Source organism: Pseudoalteromonas phenolica, assembly GCF_005886345.1.
Lineage (GTDB): Bacteria > Pseudomonadota > Gammaproteobacteria > Enterobacterales > Alteromonadaceae > Pseudoalteromonas > Pseudoalteromonas phenolica_A.
The window spans coordinates 336646-357784 of sequence record NZ_PNEC01000021.1 but is presented as its reverse complement, the minus strand read 5'-3'; the positions used below and the strand labels follow the sequence as shown (position 1 = coordinate 357784).

Below are 21139 nucleotides of genomic sequence, written 5' to 3'. Positions count from 1 at the left end.
ATGCGAGCAAAATAATATCTGCGCTGTTTTGAAAGCTCATAGTAACAAGTAAAAGCACTGTTCTTATAGGTTATTTATTTGATTTTATATGCGTTGTCATGTGCTTACCTTTTGCTCCATGATAAAGGCATATCATTAAATTATAGAGCTGGGCTGATAAAGATGGCATTTGAATACACTACTGCAACAAATGAAATTTCTCCTAATAAATGGAATGAGCCCCCCAATCCATGTTTACGTTGAAAAAGTGGATTGAGGGCAGTCTAATGTTTAAACATCTGCTGGGTTTTGTGTTTTTAAGTATTCAATGAGTAGTGCTAGTAACTTATCGGAATTGTCAAGTTTCAAGAATATTTCTGTCAGATCGAAAAACTCAAAAATAATCCCTGCATTCTCGATAGGTGTACCTGATGATGATGTGGAAGTGGCTTCTAGGGCACTGACTTTTAATATAAAAGTAAATTCATTCCTTTGCACTGGATAAAACTGGACATCTTTGAATAAGGTAATAAATCTCAAGTTACTTTTTAACTTATCGCTTTCAAAAGGTACAAAATGGCTGAGTAAATCTAGTGCGCTTATGTCAAATAACATTAAATCAAAGCGTTGAGCTAATTTTTCCATTGCCTGATTAGTCTGTACAACTTGCCCAAATAAATTGAATATCACTGTGGCATTCATTAAATGACTAAAAGCATGTTCCAGTAAGCTTAGCTTTTGCTCTACCTCGTTGAAGGCAAACTTGGCATCAGTACCTAAAGTGCTTCCAAAACGCAGTTGAAATGTGCGTATCAAGACATTTTGTTTTAACTCTTGTTGCAGCCTAAAAACATGATGATGAAATAATAGTTCTCCAATTTGAGCAGCAAAAGCATTTACATTTTTGATGAATTCAGTTTCATCAAAATTGTCATCTGATTCTAGTGTCATAGCCCAAAAACCCCGAACATCTCCGGCGTAGATGAGTGGTACAAGATATTGTTTTTCTTTTTTAGCCAATGATTTAAAGAAAGGGCTGTCGAATGCGACCGTACCTAATGCTTTAATTGCACAGGCATAGGGTTCTCGTTCGTAATTGCGTCTAAGCTCGACAATATCCTCTAAAGAGCATCCCAAAGCTCTTATCTCTTTGACCTTAGATGCATTCTCGACTCGATCTAGAAAGATACTTCTTTTAAGGTCAAGTTGTTGTTGAACAAGGGTTAAAATCGAGTCCCAAGGATTGTCTTCCTGAGTGAAGGACTTTAGGAGAAAGTGACCCATCATACGTTCACGGATCACCTGTATCGTTTCTAATAATTGAGATTTATCTCTAATACTCTCGGTTGTGTAGAAAAATAAATAACTCAACCAAATAAAAAATATCCAGTTACCCAGTGGCAGCCAGAAATGCAATTGGGTCAATGCTAGCCATACAATTAAAGTACTTAATAAAGTGGCTGAAACAGCTATGAAAAATCCCTTAAGAATACTAGCTCTTTGATAAAATATAACTAATAGAATAACAATCGTAGCCGTAGAAATAATATAAGCGACTAGGCTAATTTGTTGGTCAAAGATATTGTTCTCGAAGTTAAATGCCAAGTAAAGATACAACTTGGCTGGATCGAGGGTGGGTTGGGTGCTAGGTACAGTGTACTCAGTGTTGATCATATTAGGGCGTTGGGCAACAACGACTATTTTATGTTCAAGCTGTGTTAAATATAAATCACGGGCTAAAAGTTGTTCAGCATTATACTGAGGAAAGGCGCCTTCTAAATGCCGATAGTTGACTAATTTATTACTACTCTGGTGATCAGGGTACAGTATCTTCCAAAGCGAGTCACAATCTGCCTTATTGGGTTCATAGCGTACAAGGTAACCGTGCCAACTGCTCGGAGGCATTAAACAGTGAGTCTCTGACTGATTTGGGTAGTAGATATGAGAAATATTTTGGGAGCGGGGAAGCTCAGCATCATAAAGAAAAATGACGTACTTAACATTATATGAAACTAAAGTTGATGCGATTTTCTCGTGTTCACGGTACAAAGCGTTACTCTGAATTAAAACAATTTCGTCAATTCTTTTCGGGACAGGCTGACTCGAGTGTTTCGAAAGCTGGAAATAGGTAACAGCATCAAAATAACTAAAAAACTGAAAATAGCTAGTGACAGTAACAATAGAAAGCAGCACGCCTAACAAAATTGTACGATGTGGTTCTAAAAACTTTTTATATTTTTCTTTACGCATTGTCATTTGAACTTCTCGTTCTGGTAATGTACCAACTTATATTAAGTTGGTGCGGCTAACATAACGATCGTTCCTTGAGTTTAGGCGAAGAATTCACAATATTAACTTGCAATCTCACACGTGTGAGGGGTCAACGAAAACTCAAATTTTGCTGGAGTCGTATATTACAACACTGTATTTGAGATTTTGATGATCCAAATTGTTATGTGGTCGAATGTATTATAAGAAATATCTATAAGTACAAATTCACTCTTTAGCATAGATTAGATTTGAATAATTTACATACTCAAATACCTCGCATCCTAAGCAAAGAAAAAAGTATCTGAGTAACTATTTAAGCTTAATACTGTTTGTTGAGTATTTCTAAGCAGTTACCAGCTGCTTGTTTTTGGAATAAATAATAGAAATATAAACGAGGAAAATGGGTTAGCGGGTTTTATGCTAACCCATAAAAAATATGGGAAAAGATTTTTTATACTAGTCTACGATAACTTAATCGATAAAACAGACTGTAAAACACAGGCACTGCAATCAAGGTTAAGATGGTTGCAAATGCTAAACCGCCCATAATGGTCACTGACATATCCGCAAAGAACGCATCGCTCAATAGTGGGGCCATACCTAAAATGGTGGTGATAGCAGCCAGTGCCACAGGGCGTAAACGCGAGCTACTTGCTAAAACAATCGCTTCTCTAGGTTCGCTTCCTTCGGCAATTTGCAGGTCAATTTCTTCAAGTAAGACAATGGCGTTTTTGATTAACATACCAAATAGACTTAAAAATCCTAGCAGTGACATAAAGCCAAACGGCATATCAGTGACGAGTAGGCCTGTTACAACACCCACTGCGGCCATTGGCACGACAAGCCAGATAATCAGAGGCTGACGCACGCGACCAAATAGCAAAATAGACACGAGTAACATCACTAAAAAACCTGCAGGTAGACCTGTGCCTAGGGCTTCTTGCGCATCTCTTGATGATTCATACTCGCCACCCCATTCAATTTTATATCCGTCAGGAAGAGGAAGGGCTTCTATTTGTGGCTTAATACGTGCGAATGCTTTACCTGCGGTTTCGTCGAAGCCTGGTTCTGCTGAAATAGTAATGGTTCTTACACGATCTCGGCGATGAATTAGAGTTTCTTCATTTTCTAATTCAACCCCTTTTGAAACTTGTTTAAATGGAATATAGGTACGCTGTGATGAACTCCACACTTGGCTGTTTTCAATGGCTTCTACATCGTTTTGTTCGACTCCTGCAACTTTGGCTTTGATTGAGTAGCTGTAATCACCATTTTGTAATTTACCTATTTCAAGACCATTTGATGCATATTGAATGGCTTGCGCGAAATCGTTACGAGATACTGCTGCAATACCTGCGCTGACAGAGTCATAATGTGCATTTAGCACAAGGCCTTTTTCACGCCAGTTGTGACGAATATCTCTTATCTGACCATCTTCTATCATCAGTTGTTCAGCTTGCTCGGCTAAATGGCGCAAAATCTCAGTATCAGGGCCTGAAAATCTAACCGCCAGTTTTGCACTGCCACCAGGGCCAAATTGCATTCGCTCAGTATAAAAATCGGCGTTTAAATCGAGCGCAGGCATGGTGTTATTGAGCTTTTGGATCATGCCATCTATTTCATCGCGATTGTGTGTACGTACCAAGAAATAGCCGTAGCTCTCATTTGGTTGCTGTGGCGCATAAGTTAGAGTGAATCTATCAGCCCCTCGACCAACAAAACTCGTGACAGACTCGACTTCTTCGTGTTCTAAAATAAGTGCTTCTGTTTCTGCCACTTTTTTGGTGGTTTGGCGAATATCTTGGCCTTGCGGCCCCCAATAATGCACAAAGAACAACGGGGCATTTGATGGCGGAAAGAAACCTTGTTTGACTAAGCCAAAACTGCCGTAAGCCACGGCTGTGATTACGAATAAGCTTGCTACGGTGAACCAGCGGAACTTAAGCGCACCACGAAGAACTTTTTCATAGCCACGATAAAATGCACTATGCGGTTGTTGATTAGCATGGTCTTGTTCAACCTTATAAAAGTACTTACCAAACAGTGGCACGACTGTGATAGCGAGTACCCAGCTCAGCATTAAAGACACTAAAACAACTGCGAATAAAGAATACAGAAATTCACCAGTTGCATCGTCAGATAAACCAATACCAGAAAATGCTGCGATCCCTATAATTGTCGCGCCCAGCAATGGCCATTGTGTTCTTTTTACAATAAAGCTTGCAGCTTCAACGGCTTTTTTACCTTGCTTCATGCGTAGCATCATTCCTTCGGCAACCACGATGGCATTGTCGACCAGCATACCCATCGCAATAACCATCGCGCCTAACGAGATACGCTCTAACTGTAATCCCATTAACCACATGATTAATACTGTGCCCATTACTGTTACTAAAAGCACAGAACCAACCACCACGCCTGAGCGCCAGCCCATAAATAGCATCAAGGTTAATGTTACAACCACAACTGAAAGCACTAAGTTATTAATAAAGCCTTGCACGGATTCATCGACAATAGCTGCTTGATCATAAATAGGCGTGAGGGTGATCCCTGCAGGTAATTTTGTCAGTAATTCATTGGTCTTATCGTTAACACGTTGTCCCACTTCAACAATGTTTACATCATTAATTGCCGAAACAGCTAGTGTAATAGCATCATGACCTTGATATCGAATGAGCACAGGTTGAATGTCGACAGGCTCAAATTCAAGCTTGGCAATATCACGAACTTTTATTGACTGATTGGTCCCTGGCACCACTAGGGTGAGGTTATAAATTTCTTCAATGTGATCAACTGGATTTTCAACAACTAAACGAAGCTGACGACCTTCCACTTCAACACGCCCGCCGTTAAATGGCAGCAGGTTTTCTTGTAATAATCTGGTTAGATCAGGAAAAGAGATCCCTAAACCAGATAATTGATAGGGATTGATATAAGCCACTAATTGCTCTTGCTGAACACCGCTCACTTGCACTTTTGCAACGCCTTCAGTCACCAACAGTTCACGGCGAATAACTCGGGCAAATTCACGTAACTCGTGCAATGAAAAGTCAGGGGCACTGAGTGCGTAATACATGCCGTATACATCACCAAAGTCGTCATATATGTTGGGAGTTTGGCTGCCCGTGGGTAATCTTTTAGCTGCGTCTGATAGGCGTTTTCTGAGCTCATCCCATATTTGGGGGAGTACATCAGAGTCAAAGTGTGATTGTACTTCGACTGAAATCTCAGAAATGCCCGGTTTCGAAATTGAGGTTAACCGCTTTAGTTGTGGCATTTGCTGTAATGCAATTTCTAAAGGTTCTGTGATCTCTCGCTCTACTTTCTCGGCACTGGCACCGGGAAATTGCGTGACTACTTGCACTTGTTTAATGGTAAAAGCGGGATCTTCTAAGCGACCAATTTTACCAAGAGCAACGGCACCACCGACTAAAAATACGATCACCAGCAACCAAATGTTAACTGGATTTTTTATGGCATAACGTGCGATATCCATGCTTATAGCTCCGCTTTATAGGGTTTTACCGCTAAGCCTTCACGCATTTTCGGTGCGCCCGCAGCAACTACTAAATCATCTTTATTTAAGCCTTTTGTAATGGCAGCCATATTGTCATCAACTTTAAGTACCTTGACAGTTCGTTTTTGCACGGTTGAATTAGCCTTGTTGTATACCCAAACATGAAAGCCATCCGCGTTACTGCCTTGTAGTGCGTTGAAAGGCACTAACATCACATCATCTTTTGCATTGTCTTCGAGGCTGACTTTAACAATGGCACGAGCTCCGGGAGTTAAGCTGTTGTCGCTGACCTGTGCAGCAAACACCACTTTGTAAGTTTGTGTAATAGGATCAGGCTGCGTATCATGCTCTATGTAAGTAAGTTCATACTTTTTTTCTGGAGTAGAAATAACATGGGCTTCAGTTTTTACTAAACTACCTTGTTGGTAATTGCTAAGTAGACGCTCAGGCACATTGACGTTGAAGTAAAACAGTGAAACATCTTGCAACTTGGCGATGATGTCACCAGCTTTTACAAAGTTACCTTTTTCAACAAAACGTTCTGACACCTGTGCATTAAATGGTGCAGAAAGTGCGGTGTAGCTCAAATCTTGCTCGGCTTTGCTGAGGGCGATTTCGGCTAATTCAAAGTTAGTTTTCGCATTGTCTAATTGACTTTGTGAGGCCAAACCATTTTCAGCTGTTGCTTCTATACGTTTTAAATCTCTTGCGGCTTGATTCAATCGTGTTTGAGCTTCTTGGACTCTTTGTTTGAAAAGAGTGGGGTCAATTTTTGCCAAAATTTCACCTTCATTCGCGACTGATCCTGTTTGCAGCTTGGTATTGATAAGGCGACCTGACACTTCAAAGCTTAAATTTATGGTTTTAACTGCCGCAACTTCAGCTGGAAAAGTACGCGTATATTGCTTTGCGTTGGTTATAACAGGTGCAAGTTTTACTGTCTGTGCAACAGGTGTTTGTGTTTGCTGCTCATTATCAGGTGCGCAAGCGGTGAGGGCAGACGTCATAGCGATTGTCATAATAAATGCAGTTGTGACCTTGAGAGTCGTTAGATTAACTAAAGCATTAAGTTTCATACTGTATAGGCTCGCCAAAAAGTTAAATTAATTTTTCTTTGCTTGCTGCTGAATATCAGGCTGAATTAGCAAACATTTAAAGTAAACTGTACGGTGTAGTTTACTAGTGAAATTTGAAAAGTAAACTAATTAGTGTAAAAATAACCTATTCAGGTATCTGAGAGTGAGTTATGAACGAAGTTAAAAAAACACGCAGTGAACTTAAGCGCGAAGCGATAGTGAATGGCGCAGTTGAAGCATTTCAAAAATATGGTGTGAGCGATACCAGCATGGATAAAGTGGCTGAAACTGCAGGCGTGTCGAAGCGTACCGTGTACAATCATTTCCAAAATAAAGAGACTTTAGTTACTGAAATAATTAAAGATATTTGGAGCCAAAACTTCGTAAACTACGACTTTACTTACGATGCTACTACCCCTGTAAAGGCGCAACTTCACGAGCTGGTGGTGAAAGAAATTCAGTTCATGAATGACAAAAAAATGCATGAACTTATTCGTGTTGCAATGGGAGTGTGCTTATTCAATCCTGACAAATTTATCGATGATATAGGCGAGTTTTTCGAACAAGAAACGACGTCAATCCGATGGTTAAAGTCAGCCATGCAGGCTGGTAAGATTAAAGAGGCTGAGCCACGTTTAGCGCATGAGCAACTGGTGAGCTTATTGAAAGGCCAAGCTTTTTGGCCGCAAATTTTGCATCAGGCAGAGCCATTGACTGAGCAAGAGATAACTAAATTGGCTGAAGATACCATTAACTTCTTCTTAAGTTATTATTTAGTGAAGTAAGCACGATGCCTTTTAGCATTGAACTAAAAGGCATTGAAAATATAAAACATGCTTATTCTATAATTCCCCAAAATGATTAAGTGTTATTGCGGATTGGTATTATGCATGCCACGAATAGGGTAGTTATTGTCTGGGTTTCTGATCCAGGCTAAGCCATTTACGAGTGCTTGCAGTTCAGGGCGAACAAACGGGTTATTTGAAATATCGACCACTTGAATATGACCTTCAGCGTTTATTACGAACAGGCCAGGTTCAGCAAATGGGTGATCCGTTTCTTGTTCTGAGCGCGGATCAGAGATGTATAAGCCAAGCGTTTTCATTTGCTCAACGCTTAAACCATAACTTATGTCATAGCTGACCTCTAATTGCTCACTGTGCGCCTCTAGCTGCGTTTTACTATCGCCAGAGACGGCAACAATATCGACGCCAATGTCGGTTAGGGCACCTTTAAACAGCTCTAGCTGATTAAGATAACGAGTACATAAAGGGCAATGTTTACCACGATATACCAGTACTAGTTTCCAATCAAAACCAGCCTTTGGCTTTGCAAGATTGACTGGCTCACCACTGAGTAAAGTGGCTGTGATGTCAGGAAAAACAGTGCCAGCAAGAAGTTTAGTTGTGTAATCAGAGTTCATTTTATTATCCTAGAGTGAATCCTAAAAATGTGCGTTTAAATGTGCTGCAAAGCGTTTTAAATCGTTCTCAATGTCGGCGTTTTTCATCACATCAAAGCAGGCAAATGTGGCCATAGGTTGCATATCGAAAAACTTAAAATTCATGTGCATAGGGAACATTAAGTCATCAAGTGACTTACCTTCAAAAAAGTCATTAGTGTCGTTAAATGATTCTTCAGGTGCATTAAATGTCAGTGAAAGCATGTATTTAGTGCCTGTCATTGTGCCGCCTTTGCCATAGTTGGCTTTAGGTGCTTGTTCATGTCGACCGTCACCTAAGCACAGTGCACCGCCCATACCTGCTGTGTAAACTTCATCCATATACTTTTTGAAAGACCAAGTAACGCCCATCCAATTGACCGGGGTTTGTAAGAATACATAGTCAGCCCATTGATGGTTTTCAAGCTCTTTCTCGACATCGATGTTGTCTTGCATCGTCACAACGCGAGTTGAGTGACCCTTGCTTTGAAAAATGCTGACAGCTTTGTCGACTAAGGTTGCGTTTAATTTACCTTAAGAGAACGGGTAATACTGATGACCATTGATGATTAAAATATTGCTCATGTCTTGCTCCAGTGTGTTTGCAATCAACTTGTGGTGTATTTTGGGAACCTGTTTATCTTAATCAATCAGTATATTTTTAGTAACTTAGTAAAAATGAGCGTCAGAAAATGAAAAGTCGAGTAGAAACAGATAGTAAAGGGCGAAAAAAAGTTTTAGATGCCTGTACAGAACCCTGCGCCATAGAAAAAGGCATGCGTTTAATCGGTGGCAAATGGAAAGGCTCGATTATTTATCACTTAAAAGATGAGCCTGTGAGATTTAATGATTTGTCACGTATGTTAGGCGGCGCCACCAAGAAAATGGTTGACCAACGACCCAAAGAGTTAGAACAAGAAGGCATGGTGTTGCGCAAAGTCATCAGTGAACGCCCCGTTGCCGTGACCTATGAGCTCACAGAGTTTGGGCGCTCTGCATTGAGTATTTTAGAAGCGTTGCGAAAGTGGTCAGAATCTCACGATATTGAATTGAGCTAACGTGCAAAAAGGCAATACTTTAATCTAGCTCAACAGGTAAAGCAGTGGTGTGTTTAACCTGATCGAGTACAAAAAGAGTCTGTGCTTCTTTAATTTCAGGAAAGCTTCTTAATTCTTTGAGTATAAAACGAGAGAGCGCTTTGTTTGACTGTGCAACGACTTTCATTAAGTGGTCATAGGCACCTGACAGCGAATAGCATTCTAAAATAAGCGGGTGCTCAATCACAGCCTGTTTGAATTTATCAAATGCCGCTTCATTTTTTTGGTCTATGCTCACCTGCACAAATGCTAACACCCCAAACCCGGCTTCTTCGGCATCGAGTATGGCACTATATCCTTTAATGACGCCTTTTTCTTCAAGCGCTTTGGTGCGACGCAAACAAGTTGATTCAGACATATGAGCCTCTTTGGCCAAATCAACCATAGACATGCGGCCGTTACTCTGTAGTTGTGAAAGGATTTTTTTGTCTTGCTTCTCAAGCATGGCGTTTTCCGTCATTTTCTATCTTTATAATAAAGGATAACACCAAATCTAGTTAAATATGAGAGCATTTTGACGGCACCCATCAGGCAAAGTGGCGTAAGCTATTTTTAGTTAAGTTACTAAGTAAAAACACAGCACAGAGAGAGTATTATGTCTGAACAAAAGTTTTACCATGTTGGTGAGTTAAGTGCAGAGCAGCCAGCAACAACACAATATGAACCGTCAAAATTTGCTAAAGCCCGTCATCCTGAGCCTTACCGTTTTGAGGTGAATTTAAGTGCTGAAGCTGGCAATATGCAAAGTAAGACCGGTGTGGTGTCTGTCAATATCCCAGGTTTCAGTCCAGTAAAGCTTTATTGTGACGAGCAACCCCCTGTAGGTGAAGATACTGCGCCGCCGCCACTGGCATTTTTCTCAGCAGGTATTGGTTTCTGTTTAATGACGCATTTAACCGATATTTTAACGGCACGAAAAATTCAGGTAGATAGCTTGAAACTTGAGCAGCGCATTGTATTTCGTACTAATTTGGGTCATATGCGTGAACATGGTTACATGACTGATGGTGGTTGTGATGTGGTAGAAACCCATGTGATGATTGAAAGCCCAGAGCCAGAAGAAAAAATCAAAGATCTATTGGATGAAGCTGAAAATGGCTGTATGGCACACTTTGCACTACGCAACCCAATTCCTTGGTCTACACGCTTAGTTTATAACGGCAAAGAGGCAATTAGTCGTTCAGGTGAATAATATAAACAGTTCGTTTTAGAGAGCAAAGGCTAACAGATGTTAGCCTTTTTTTATTTTTAAAGCCTACCAATAGCATTTAAGCGGGTGCTCCCAGTTTCGAAAAATCATTTTTCGATTTCGTAAAATATCGCTTAGTTAATCAGGCCAAATAAAATTAAGGCTAATAAAATCAATTGATTAATTTCTGGTGCGAAAGTTGATTTAACAATGTTAGAAGCAGCTTACGTATCACGTAGCGTGAGATTAATTTGAAGTGGTGAATGAAATGAAATTACGAATTGCAATGTTTGGTTTATTGCTGTCAAGTGCAGGATTTGCAAGTGAGAACAAAGTAGACACTTTGACACAGTGGCAGACAGAAGTTGGTAATACCGAATTTAGTGGTGTGATCATAGCAGCTCAAAATGGAGAGATTGTTTTTAGAGATCAGTACGGCTATGCAAACAGAGAAGATAAACGTTTATTTTCCCATGACATTGTTTTTGATATTGGCTCCATTACGAAACAGTTTGTAGGTACAGCAATCACACAATTGGCAGAGCAAAATAAATTGCAGTTGGATAGCTCACTGGAAGTGTTCTTTGAACAAGTACCTGAAGACAAAAAAATATATTACAGTCCATCACTTACTCACGCATACTTCAGGCCTGTCGCAAAACCTAGAGCATTATCTATATGATGAGGTAACAAAAAGCGACATGATAAAGCAAGCTTTGACCTCTAAATTAAATACTTCGCCGGGCGAACAATATCGTTATTCGAACATTGGTTATAATTTATTGGGCGCTATTATAGAAAAAGTAACAGGCGATGAATGGGAGAAGTATATTCGAACCACTTTACTTCTGCCTGCAGGACTTGAAAACACGGGCTTTAGAGGTGTGAGTTATCAGCCAAATAGCTTGGCCATAAACTATGGTCGAGATGCGAACTTCATACAGAGAATGTTTTCTATCACACCAAAAACCCGCTCAGTAGATCACTCTTTAGCGCATTACTATAAAAAGCCAGGTCCACGATGGGCAATGGAAGGCGCTGGTTCATTTATGTCCAATACTAATGATATGTTTAAGTGGTATTTGGCGCTTCGTGAAGGCAAGTTAATCAGTGCCAAATCATGGCAATTGATAACGAGTAAACATATTCATGAGAATGATGCTCAGACCTCTCATTATGGCTATGGCTGGGCGATCGATAGTAACAGTAGAGGTGATAAACGCATTACACATAATGGTTCTAATGGTTACTCTTTTGCTGTGTTTAATTATTATCCAGAGTTAGACGGCTTTGTCTTTATAGGAAGTAATAATATTGATGATTTTCCTGAACAGTTAATGGCAAAGTTAGATGAGCTGGTGATTACACCACTAATAAATTAGACGGTCATTTTAAACCGCCATTTAGCTCTCTACTTAGGTTATTTATTTTAAAGTTAAACCTAACACATTTTAAAAGTGTCAGATTTAACTTTGGATTTTTTCAAATCTGTCTAGAGTTTATAACTTCGGTGGCACGCGTCCTTTGGTCAACTGCTCAATGGCTTGCGATATTGCTAATACTTTTGCATCGCTATTGAGGTTACCAATGATACTTACGGCAAAAGGCAGGTGATTTCTCATCCCTATTGGAATTGTGATACTGGGTGAGCCAGTCACAGCAGCGAGTGTTGAACTACTGCCACTGAACTTATCTCCCCGAATGGGATCAATAGGCCATGCTGGGCCTGTGGTTGGTGCAATTATGGCATCGAGATGATGTAACTTAAATAAGCCATCTAATTGTTGCCTTGCATATTTATCTATGATGTTTAATGCATTTTGATATTTTTCTTTATCAGTCGCTTGTACAGCTGAAAGTAACAAAGCTTGTTTGTTGTCTCCCAGAGCTTTATTGAATTCAGTAAGCGCTTGTAAAGATTTGACCGACACATTATTACCTGTAGACGATAAATATGCTGTCATGCCTTGGTTAAATTCATACAGTAAAACATCAAATTCAGCAGGAAATACCTTATCAAGATGTTTTAACTTAATATCATCCACAATGATTGCGCCTGCATTTTTAAGTTCTAGTAAAGTCTGATTAAATTCATTTTGGTGACGCTCATTAAAGCGGTTAAGCAGAGGGATAACACCGATTCTTTTATTTTTAAGGCCTGGCTTAGGTTTGCTAAATGGCACTTTACTGATTGCGTTATAAGTTAGCTGCACGTCTTCCACAGTTCTCGCAATGGGTCCTGCTGTGTCTTGAGAGTGTGCAATTGGCACTATACCTTGTTGAGAAATATGATGAATGCTGGGTTTGAAACCGACAACACCATTCATAGCGCTTGGACAATGAATTGAACCGTCGGTTTCGGTACCGAGACTGATTAACGTTAAGTTACTTGAAACGGCAACAGCTGAACCAGAGCTAGAGCCACATGGGGTGATATTTAGGTCATAAGGGTTCTTAGTTTGCCCGCCAATGGCACTATACCCGCTGACGCTGGTGGTTGATTTAAAGTTGGCCAGCTCACTGAGATTTGCTTTACCCAAAATAATTGCGCCTTCAGACAGAAGCTTTTCAACAATAGGGGCATTATTTTTAGGAACATGGTTTTTTAAGGCGACACTACCAGCAGTCGTTGGTAAAAAATTGGTATCTATGTTGTCTTTAAGAAGAACGGGTACGCCATATAAAATGCCCTTTTGGTCTATCTTATATTCGCTGTCTTTGATGGCTGCTTCTTTTAAGGCATTTGGGTTTATTGAGATAACCGCATTTAGTGTAGGGTTCTGTTTTTTTATATTATTTAAGTAGTATTGGGTAACCTCTTTAAAGGTAAACTCGCCCTTAGCAACTCCTTCATGTAACTGGTTGATGGTTAGTTCATCAAATTGTTGTTGCTGCGCTACAGCAAAGGCTGAAGCGCACAATAATAGTGGTGTGAGTACTTTTTTTATCATCGTTTTATATCTCATGGGTGTATCTGAGATACTATCTGGTGTCTTCTTGGGCCTGTCAATAAATTTAGAGGCTTGTCTGATTTGAGGCTATGAAATAAACACGGTTTAGAAAGTTTTACGGTTATAGAGAAAGAATACTGGAGGCTAGAAACAGAAAAAGCGCACTGTAGGGTAGTGCGCTTAATTTCTGCGAATGGTGAAGGGGTTTACTAAATGCAAGGACTAGTTATTGGTGAATGCAACACCGTTTCGACCCTTCACACAATTAAACGTATATCTCTATAAAAAAGATCAAAACAAATTAAAAGTTTTAGTTATTTCTTTTTGAGAGCGTTGAACTGTGTGTAGGTCACAACACGGCTTTAGAAACCAAGGCATAAAAGAAAGTGCCATGCTCTGCATTATTTTGTGTTGTTGAATGTGAGTTTTTAAAAGTCCACCAAGGTTGAGCCATCATATCTGACATAACGGTTTCCCATGCTTTTTCTTCTAACTCAAAACCCCTAATTTCACAGAGGGTTTGCTTACATGTAACTGCATCTAACAGCACTTGGCCAGCTAAATCATGAGTGATAAAAAAATCAGAAATATGCTGTTCGGTAATTATTGACCACGATTCATCACGAGGCTCTTCGTGTAGCTTTTTAAATTGTTTGTGCATTAATTTATGGGAATGTAAAAGAGCCGCATCAAAAGGGGATGATAAATGCGTTTTTACTTCATCCTTGCTGACAATTTCCGTTGTGTCAGGGTTTTCTATCGACTTATCGAGAGCTTGTAATTTAGTTTCAGCCAAGGTTAGTTGTTGTCTTACTTTGTTTAATTCATTAATTAGCGCTTGTTTTTCTTGCTGAATTGTTTGTATGTGAGCATCTAAGTGACTCGACTCAGCGTGAGAAGTAGATGCTACTTGCTGACTGCCAGTATCGGAGAGTGCAGTATCGACAAGAAAAGGCTCGTCAGTTTTATCTGTGTTGGCTGCAGTATTGCTGTCCAGAGATATTGAGCTTTCTAGATAAGCTTTATTAGATCCTGCATTTTTACCTAGACAAAACACTACGAAGAGTGAAATTAACCAAAAAATTGCCACGATTAACTTATTCAAATTACACCTATGTATTTGTTGTTTTAATTAAATAGATATGTTTTTGAGCTTTATTTAGCGTGTAAGTTAACATAAGGGTTAATGAAAATAATCATTAGTCACCCTTATAGCTCTTTGCGAGTAATTTGATTGAGAATTGTTAGTTAAACTAAGTATTAAGCCCACATTTTTGCCAAAGAACTTGTTTGTGCATAGTCACAGTTGATGGCTGCAAAATGGCTTGGTCGCAAATTAACGGCTTATGTGAAATAAAATAACAACGAGAAATATCACACTGATTAAACACAATACAACAAATGTCGAATACTGCTCAGCAAGTTGGTTTATTTGATATATCAAGCTGGATTCTCTTTTCTCTTTGCGATACTCATTTGATAGCTCAATAATTTCTTGCGGAACCTCATAGAGTTCATCATCTTCCCCTCTCACTTCTGCTTGAAGTGCTCTTGCAAGCAAATGCATTTTCAATATGGCCTTATCGCTAGGGTTCGAAACTTCTAATTCACCGTTAAGCAGCCTAATGTAAAAGGCATTATCGTTATTACCCCAACGAATGTAGTCATTGAGGTCTATTTCAATTGTATCGTTATCGTGATTGCGTGCTTTGAGCTTCGAGGCACACACCATGTCGGGCATATTAGTTACAATTGATGCCCATTCTTGTTGTGAAATAGGAGAGGCATTATTAGCTAAAAACCTTCGAGTAATAAAAAGCGAATAAGACATAACTGTTTTTTATAATTTCCTTTATAGGCTTCTTTGTGAAGCTATATGAATTGAATATCTATATGCAAGAGTTTTCAACGTGCTCTGCAAGCCAATATATATTAGAGCTCCGTTATTAACTTTTTCTTTTTGATATTGTCAATACTCCGGGTACGTTTACGCTATTAATTTCCCTTCACTCATTTTATAGCGATCACTTAGCAAACCACTGCAATAAAAGGCTTATGTCAAGGCGTGTTGTGAATGGTAAAAGGTATTGGTTTTAGTGGTTAAGCATTTGACTCTCTTATTTGTAGGCGCTGTTCAAGCGCTTTTTATAATTTATTCTCCTTCATATTTTCTTGATCTAAAAAGAGTCAAGAGAGTCTACCGTGTAAGCTAATGTAATTGAATTGTTAACAGGAGTGGGCCATTTTAATTGAGTCACATAGATTGTGTGAGCGAAAGCTCATTAATCAACACGCGATTTCAACACCAAACTCAAGGGCGAATTGTTTGGCTTGAAAGCTAACTTTGTAGCAGTTTAATCAATGAGGCATTCATAGGAAGAATGTGTTAAGGAGAGTTACTATGAGTAAGGAACCACAAGTTTCATCAGTAAAACCCTACCTAGAGTGGGAAGAGGGGCAACCCGCATTACCTCAGTTTGGTATTTTATCCGAGCTTACAGGTACTTGGGTAAATTGGAAAGATGGGCCTAGAGGCTTACATACCACCTGTATGCCGTCACCAGGTACATCGGCTGAAACCATTTTTGGGGTGTTTCATTTTAAGTCTCAAGAATATAGAGAAGAACTAAAATTCACCCAAGTGAATGAACCGGTTCGAAATAGAGCGGGCTCAAACGAGCAGTTTAATGCAGCATTAAAGTACGAAACAGCTATCATTGACAATGAAGATAATTTGCAACATTTTGAAAATGGGATGTATTTGTGGCTGGGTGATAATCAAATGCCTTGGAAAGCCGATAGCCCATATCAAAACCCGCCAACCATGTTTAAGCACACATCGACAGAAGCCTCGGTTAAAGAAGATGATGCCGAGCCAGTAATGGGGGCTGGAGAGTTGGGTCCACAGTTTGTGCCACCACACTCTATTTCACGTTCTGGTGTTATTCCACATGGTACAACTATACATATCACGGGTAACATCACTGAGACCAAGCAACCAAAAAAGCCTTATACGGAAATAAGAGCGCCGCATATCGCTGATCTATGGGAGCAGCAATACTTAGCGATTTCACCGACAATGGGAATAGATCCGCAAAAAGATTTGGTCGAAGGTTCACTTGAGAAACCGCCTTGGACTGAATTACCTCGAGAAGAGCAAGAAGGTGGCGGTGTTAATAGTGCTAGAGCTTATTTTCAGAGGATTTTTAATTACAATCAATTTGGGGCCCAATTTCCTTACACAGTGCAACCAAACCTAAAATTAAGCGACGCAAATAAAGGACTAAAGTTTAGAAAGTTTGCGAAAATTGAATTAGATTCACAACATGATACAGGTGAGCAGGGCGGTACGATTAACAATGTTATGATCCAACGTTTTTGCCGTGTTGCTAGAATGCGTCATCGAATGTGGCTTGAAGAAATTGAGCTGGATGAATTGGATCGTAATGGATATCCGAAGGTAATCCAACAACTGCAGTATGAGCAAATTGTTGATTTTGAGTTTATGTTTGGCTCAAGTGGTGGCACAACACTATGGCCACATATTCAGGTGAATACGTTGCGTCGTTTAGAAGATATTCCTGAAGAAGACAGGCTGCCGCCAATCAAAGTTGACGAGCAATCTGATAAAACGCCAGTGCTTAAAGCTTCATCCCAATATAATAAGATGAATCATTCTAAAGGTTAAAATTCGAGAAGTTGATGAGCCTAGATAAGCAAATCTAGGCTTTTATGCATCACAAGGCACTGCAAAATCCACATGATAGTGCTCATCATGCCTTACCCATGAGCGCTTCTTTGAAAACTGTATATGTGTTTTAAGGTAATCTCCATATTTGGTTTTAAATAAATTGGGTTGTAGTTTTGGATCAAAAATAACTCGCCATAAATCCACGCCATGTTTTTTTGAAGATTTGTGCAATGTAGCTAGATGTGCTGAAAGCGCGTCATAATCAATTTGATATTCATCAAATTGACCTACACTATCAAACTCAATGTTATAACCGAATTTGTTAAAAGGGTGGGTAGGAAGATGGACTGATTCACCATTCTCATTTAATACAGGTGTCATGAAATCTACAGATAAACCATTTTGATGTGTTTTATGAGGTCGAAACTTTCCACCATCAACAAAACCTGTTTCGGCATACTTGAATACTTTATCAGGTTCTGACTTTTCTAAACGAGAATAAGCATCAAGGATGATATCTTTGACTTTTGAATGCACGTATGTGCGCCCAGCTAATCTTGCTATTTCACTATAACCAACAAAGTTATTGCCTTCCTTTGGTAGCTGAACACCGTTTTGCAAACTTCCGTTTGATGTCGTGCCATAGCAAGTGCTTGAACTGGCCAAAGACGAAAAGGTGCTCAAGAGAAAAATAGCGTACACTGACAGCGTTCTGAGTTTATGCAAAGCAAGTAAAAAGAGAGTGTATAAATCCATTTGTATGTAGTTGTTTGAAGACTTACCAATAGTTTAAACACCTAATCTGAATGCATCTTTAATTTACCACTTTGCAAACCGCTCTAGTAAAAAGTCTATGGCTAGGCGTGCCCTGAGTGGCATAAATTGCTTGTTTTGATAAACAACCCAGCTGGTTGCGCCTTTAATGCAATATGAGTCTAAAAGCGGTACCAGCTTTTTCTGTTCGATTGATTCTGCGAAGGTACTTTCAGGCATATAGGCGATACCAAGACCTTGTTCGCAGGCTTCGAGCACCACGTTGGCGTTATTGCTGCGCCAGTTACCTGTGACCTTAACACTTTGTTTAGTTCCGTCGATATGAAACGCCCATTGGTCGTTATTAGCGATAATACAGCGATGGCTTTTTAGTTGGTTGGGGTGGTTTGGCATGCCATAGTTTTTTAGGTACTCAGGGCTGGCAACCACCATCATAGAGCGGCTGATTAATTTACGAGCGATGAGGTTTGAATCATTCAATTCGCCATAGCGAATGGCAAAGTCGATACCATCTTCAACAAAATTAACCAGTCGAGAATTGAAATCTATTTCAATACTGAGCTCGGGGTGCTGTTTGGCAAATTCCATCAGAGCAGGGGCGATATAACTTTCGGCAAAGCCACCTGCCGCACTGACTCTGAGCGTGCCAGATAACTGATATTGCTGCTGGCTTAATTGTTCGTTGGCTTGTTGTAAACCAGTGACGAGTTGCTTGCACTGTTGGTAGTAAAATTCGCCATTTTCAGTCAGGCTAATTTGGCGTGTGGTACGTGCTAAAAGACGTGAGCCTAAGCGTTCTTCTAAGCGAGAAACTTGTCGGCTGACATGGCTGGTGGAGCAGTTTAACTTTTTTGCAGCCGCCGAAAAGCCACTGCTTTCAGCAACAGCCACAAATTCAAAAATGCCTTCAAAACTGTCCATATAGACCTATCTCTCTTTTTTTGCGTACTAACATATAATTTTAAGAGTGTATCTATTATTGCTAAATAGCAAAAGAGTTTCACTGAATTAGCTAATTGTCATTTTTTGGGAAACAATATACAGTGTCCTTAATGTCTTTTTAGCAGTTTGCACAAAGGCATCAAGCAACTTTATGACAACACTGAGTTAAGGTAATCATCATGAAAAAAGTACTTATTCCAGTCACTAATCACGCAACACTAGGTAGTACAGATCAAGCTAATGGTACCTATGCACCAGAGCTGACACATGTTGTTGATGTATTAAATGCGCAAAACATTGGATTCGATATTGTCTCTATTCAAGGCGGTAAAGCGCCACTGTATGGCACCGACATTGAGGGGGACGAGGTGAATAATAAGGTATTAGGTGACGCGTCATTCCAAACGCAGATCAACAATACCGTGCCTGTTTCTCAGGTTAACGTAGACGATTACGATGCTATTTTCTACCCAGGTGGCTTTGGTTTACTGTCAGATTTAGCAAGCAACGAAGAAGTCGCAGCAATGGCAGCCAAGCATTATGAAGCGGGCGGGATCATTGCGGCAGTGTGTCACGGTCCGGCTGCATTATTGCCAATTACACTCAGCAATGGCGAATTGTTAATTGCGGACAAAGAAGTCACTGCATTCACCCGAGAAGAAGAAGTCGACTTTGGCACCATCAATGATATTCCTTTCTTACTAGAAGAAGCGTTAACGCGAAAAGCGGCTCAATATAGCAAGGTACAACCTTGGAATGAATTTGTGATTCAAGACGACCGTTTAGTGACAGGTCAAAACCCAGCAAGTGCCCATGCGGTAGGTGAATTTTTGGTGAAATTGTTAGCTGAGTAATGGTCTAACAACATCTATTAAATAAGGAATGATTTATGATTAAAGTACATCATCTCAATCAATCGCGTTCAACCCGCGTATTATGGCTATTAGAAGAATTAGGTATGCCATATGAAGTTGAGAAACATGAACGCGATGCGGCTACGCGTTTAGCGCCAGCAAGTCTTGGCAAAGTACATCCATTAAATAAAGCGCCGATCATTGAGCACAATGACATAGTGATCTGTGAATCAGGTGCAATTATGGAGTACATTCTTGACCAAGACACAGAGCAGCGTTTACGTCCAAAAAAAGGCAGCAAGGCCTACTATCAATATGTTGAATGGTCGCACTTTGCAGAAGGCTCTTTGGGCTTACCTGTGATCACAAGCTTACTGATGCAAATGGAAGAGCGCAGTGGCACTAACCCGATGGACGGGTATATTGCGAAAGAATTAAATCTAGATTTCTCATATATAGATTCTGTACTAGCTCAGCAAACCTACTTTGCTGGCGATGAGTTCTCAGTGGCCGACATTATGATGACCATTACACTTGAAATTGCAGGTAGCCTAAACTTGCTACAAGGCCGTGAAAATATTGCCCGTTATCTGGCTAATGTACAGAGTCGTGAAGCGTATTTGAAAGCGCGTTCATTCGGTTAAATCGCAGTCAGTTAATTTTTTAAACGTGCGTTGACTTGTTTGTTTCGTACGTTCTTATCCTAGTTGTTTTATGCATCTCTTTTTGAGGCAAAAATGATTTTCATATTTAATATTTAGAATTATTTTTCTTAAAGCTAAGGGGGATGCTTTGGACTATTCTTCGTTGCTTTATTTATGATGGACTTTAAATTCACAGAGGCATAATAAGCATCTATGCTCAAAATTTAGGCTTATCTCTAAGGTACTTTTTATCTTGTTCTTCAAATAATCCTCATGAGGATGTTGAAAAAGATTATTTTTGTAAAAATGAAAGTCAAATATTAGTGATATGCCCTAGACAGAGCGTGTTTATAAGACTCAAATATTTTGTTAACTTTAGAGGTGTTTTTAACACTGCGTTTACACTTGAATTAAAAAACACTCAAATAATACTAATGTTTATTATAATAAACATTGTCCGCTTTGTATCCAAAATTTATGATAAGGTTTCTCTTTAAACATTGAATTTTATATACATCACAATGCTTTAAATTAGAAAAGCAACTCTTTCAAATAGCATGTACTACATGCATAATTTTTGTTTTAATTAAATTCTAAAAAACCATTCTAAATAAGCAAAAGCCCTATTTTATAACAATCAAACAATAGCTTGTATCAAAGTATAGACACAAAATAATTTAATGGTTACATTTGTGTCTTAAAAGTTAACTTTA

The 21139-nt window shown here is 39.5% G+C and carries 18 protein-coding genes and 1 pseudogene; 8 read left to right on the top strand and 11 right to left on the bottom strand.

Annotated elements, in window-relative coordinates; genetic code table 11:
* Positions 1-270: 270 nt before the first annotated feature.
* From CWB72_RS11260 to CWB72_RS11250, 3 genes are all read right to left on the bottom strand, one after another.
* Positions 271-2235 carry a hypothetical protein gene (locus tag CWB72_RS11260; RefSeq protein WP_138631431.1) on the bottom strand — a complete coding sequence of 655 codons (1965 nt, stop codon included), beginning with the start codon at positions 2233-2235 and terminating at the stop codon, positions 271-273.
* Between the two features lie 466 nt (positions 2236-2701).
* Positions 2702-5746 (bottom strand): efflux RND transporter permease subunit, encoded by a 3045-nt coding sequence (locus tag CWB72_RS11255; RefSeq protein ID WP_138631429.1) that lies wholly within the window; start codon positions 5744-5746, stop codon positions 2702-2704.
* 2 nt (positions 5747-5748) lie between these two features.
* On the bottom strand, positions 5749-6843 hold the full coding sequence (locus CWB72_RS11250) for an efflux RND transporter periplasmic adaptor subunit (protein WP_252371530.1): 1095 nt from the start codon (positions 6841-6843) through the stop codon (positions 5749-5751).
* Between the two features lie 170 nt (positions 6844-7013).
* Between CWB72_RS11250 and CWB72_RS11245 the strand changes: the two genes are divergently transcribed.
* Positions 7014-7628, top strand: coding sequence for a TetR/AcrR family transcriptional regulator (locus tag CWB72_RS11245; protein ID WP_138631427.1), 615 nt, complete (start codon positions 7014-7016; stop codon positions 7626-7628).
* An 83-nt stretch (positions 7629-7711) separates the two neighbouring features.
* Here CWB72_RS11245 and CWB72_RS11240 read toward each other — a convergent pair whose 3' ends face one another.
* Both CWB72_RS11240 and CWB72_RS11235 read right to left on the bottom strand, forming a co-directional pair.
* Positions 7712-8266, bottom strand: a complete 555-nt coding sequence (locus CWB72_RS11240) for a redoxin domain-containing protein (RefSeq protein ID WP_138631425.1) — start codon at positions 8264-8266, stop codon at positions 7712-7714.
* A 21-nt stretch (positions 8267-8287) separates the two neighbouring features.
* Positions 8288-8869, bottom strand: a pseudogene (locus tag CWB72_RS11235) (NAD(P)H-dependent oxidoreductase).
* A 107-nt stretch (positions 8870-8976) separates the two neighbouring features.
* On the opposite strand from CWB72_RS11235, the gene CWB72_RS11230 reads away from it, so the two are divergent.
* Positions 8977-9342, top strand: coding sequence for a winged helix-turn-helix transcriptional regulator (locus CWB72_RS11230; protein ID WP_138631423.1), 366 nt, complete (start codon positions 8977-8979; stop codon positions 9340-9342).
* A gap of 19 nt (positions 9343-9361) precedes the next feature.
* Here the strand turns inward: CWB72_RS11230 and CWB72_RS11225 are convergent, their stop codons facing one another.
* On the bottom strand, positions 9362-9841 hold the full coding sequence (locus CWB72_RS11225; RefSeq protein WP_212747887.1) for an Lrp/AsnC family transcriptional regulator: 480 nt from the start codon (positions 9839-9841) through the stop codon (positions 9362-9364).
* A 135-nt stretch (positions 9842-9976) separates the two neighbouring features.
* On the opposite strand from CWB72_RS11225, the gene CWB72_RS11220 reads away from it, so the two are divergent.
* The 3 genes from CWB72_RS11220 to CWB72_RS11210 all read left to right on the top strand — a co-directional run bounded on the left by CWB72_RS11220 (position 9977) and on the right by CWB72_RS11210 (position 11952).
* On the top strand, positions 9977-10573 hold the full coding sequence (locus CWB72_RS11220; protein ID WP_138568157.1) for an OsmC family protein: 597 nt from the start codon (positions 9977-9979) through the stop codon (positions 10571-10573).
* Between the two features lie 265 nt (positions 10574-10838).
* Positions 10839-11252 (top strand): serine hydrolase, encoded by a 414-nt coding sequence (locus CWB72_RS11215; RefSeq protein ID WP_138631421.1) that lies wholly within the window; start codon positions 10839-10841, stop codon positions 11250-11252.
* The gene (locus tag CWB72_RS11210; RefSeq protein ID WP_171037281.1) at positions 11155-11952 is read left to right on the top strand and encodes a serine hydrolase domain-containing protein; all 798 of its coding nucleotides are present in this window, start codon (positions 11155-11157) and stop codon (positions 11950-11952) included. The genes CWB72_RS11215 and CWB72_RS11210 overlap by 98 nt, the downstream gene beginning before the upstream one ends.
* Before the next feature lie 117 nt (positions 11953-12069).
* Here the strand turns inward: CWB72_RS11210 and CWB72_RS11205 are convergent, their stop codons facing one another.
* The 3 genes from CWB72_RS11205 to CWB72_RS11195 form a co-directional block, all read right to left on the bottom strand.
* Positions 12070-13521 carry an amidase family protein gene (locus tag CWB72_RS11205; RefSeq protein WP_171037280.1) on the bottom strand — a complete coding sequence of 484 codons (1452 nt, stop codon included), beginning with the start codon at positions 13519-13521 and terminating at the stop codon, positions 12070-12072.
* Between the two features lie 349 nt (positions 13522-13870).
* Entirely contained in the window at positions 13871-14626 is a 756-nt protein-coding gene (locus CWB72_RS11200) for a hypothetical protein (protein WP_138631415.1), read from the bottom strand.
* 231 nt (positions 14627-14857) lie between these two features.
* The gene (locus CWB72_RS11195; RefSeq protein ID WP_138631413.1) at positions 14858-15352 is read right to left on the bottom strand and encodes a hypothetical protein; all 495 of its coding nucleotides are present in this window, start codon (positions 15350-15352) and stop codon (positions 14858-14860) included.
* Between the two features lie 570 nt (positions 15353-15922).
* On the opposite strand from CWB72_RS11195, the gene CWB72_RS11190 reads away from it, so the two are divergent.
* On the top strand, positions 15923-17209 hold the full coding sequence (locus CWB72_RS11190; protein ID WP_138631411.1) for a peroxidase, FMP-type: 1287 nt from the start codon (positions 15923-15925) through the stop codon (positions 17207-17209).
* A 42-nt stretch (positions 17210-17251) separates the two neighbouring features.
* Here CWB72_RS11190 and CWB72_RS11185 read toward each other — a convergent pair whose 3' ends face one another.
* Positions 17252-17968, bottom strand: a complete 717-nt coding sequence (locus tag CWB72_RS11185) for a penicillin-insensitive murein endopeptidase (protein ID WP_138631409.1) — start codon at positions 17966-17968, stop codon at positions 17252-17254.
* 63 nt (positions 17969-18031) lie between these two features.
* A complete protein-coding gene (locus tag CWB72_RS11180) occupies positions 18032-18907 on the bottom strand; it encodes a LysR family transcriptional regulator (protein ID WP_138631407.1) in 876 nt (291 codons plus the stop codon).
* Positions 18908-19107: 200 nt separating this feature from the next.
* Between CWB72_RS11180 and CWB72_RS11175 the strand changes: the two genes are divergently transcribed.
* Positions 19108-19782 (top strand): type 1 glutamine amidotransferase domain-containing protein, encoded by a 675-nt coding sequence (locus CWB72_RS11175; protein ID WP_130256963.1) that lies wholly within the window; start codon positions 19108-19110, stop codon positions 19780-19782.
* 35 nt (positions 19783-19817) lie between these two features.
* Positions 19818-20426 carry a glutathione S-transferase family protein gene (locus CWB72_RS11170; RefSeq protein WP_138631405.1) on the top strand — a complete coding sequence of 203 codons (609 nt, stop codon included), beginning with the start codon at positions 19818-19820 and terminating at the stop codon, positions 20424-20426.
* Positions 20427-21139 lie beyond the last annotated feature (713 nt).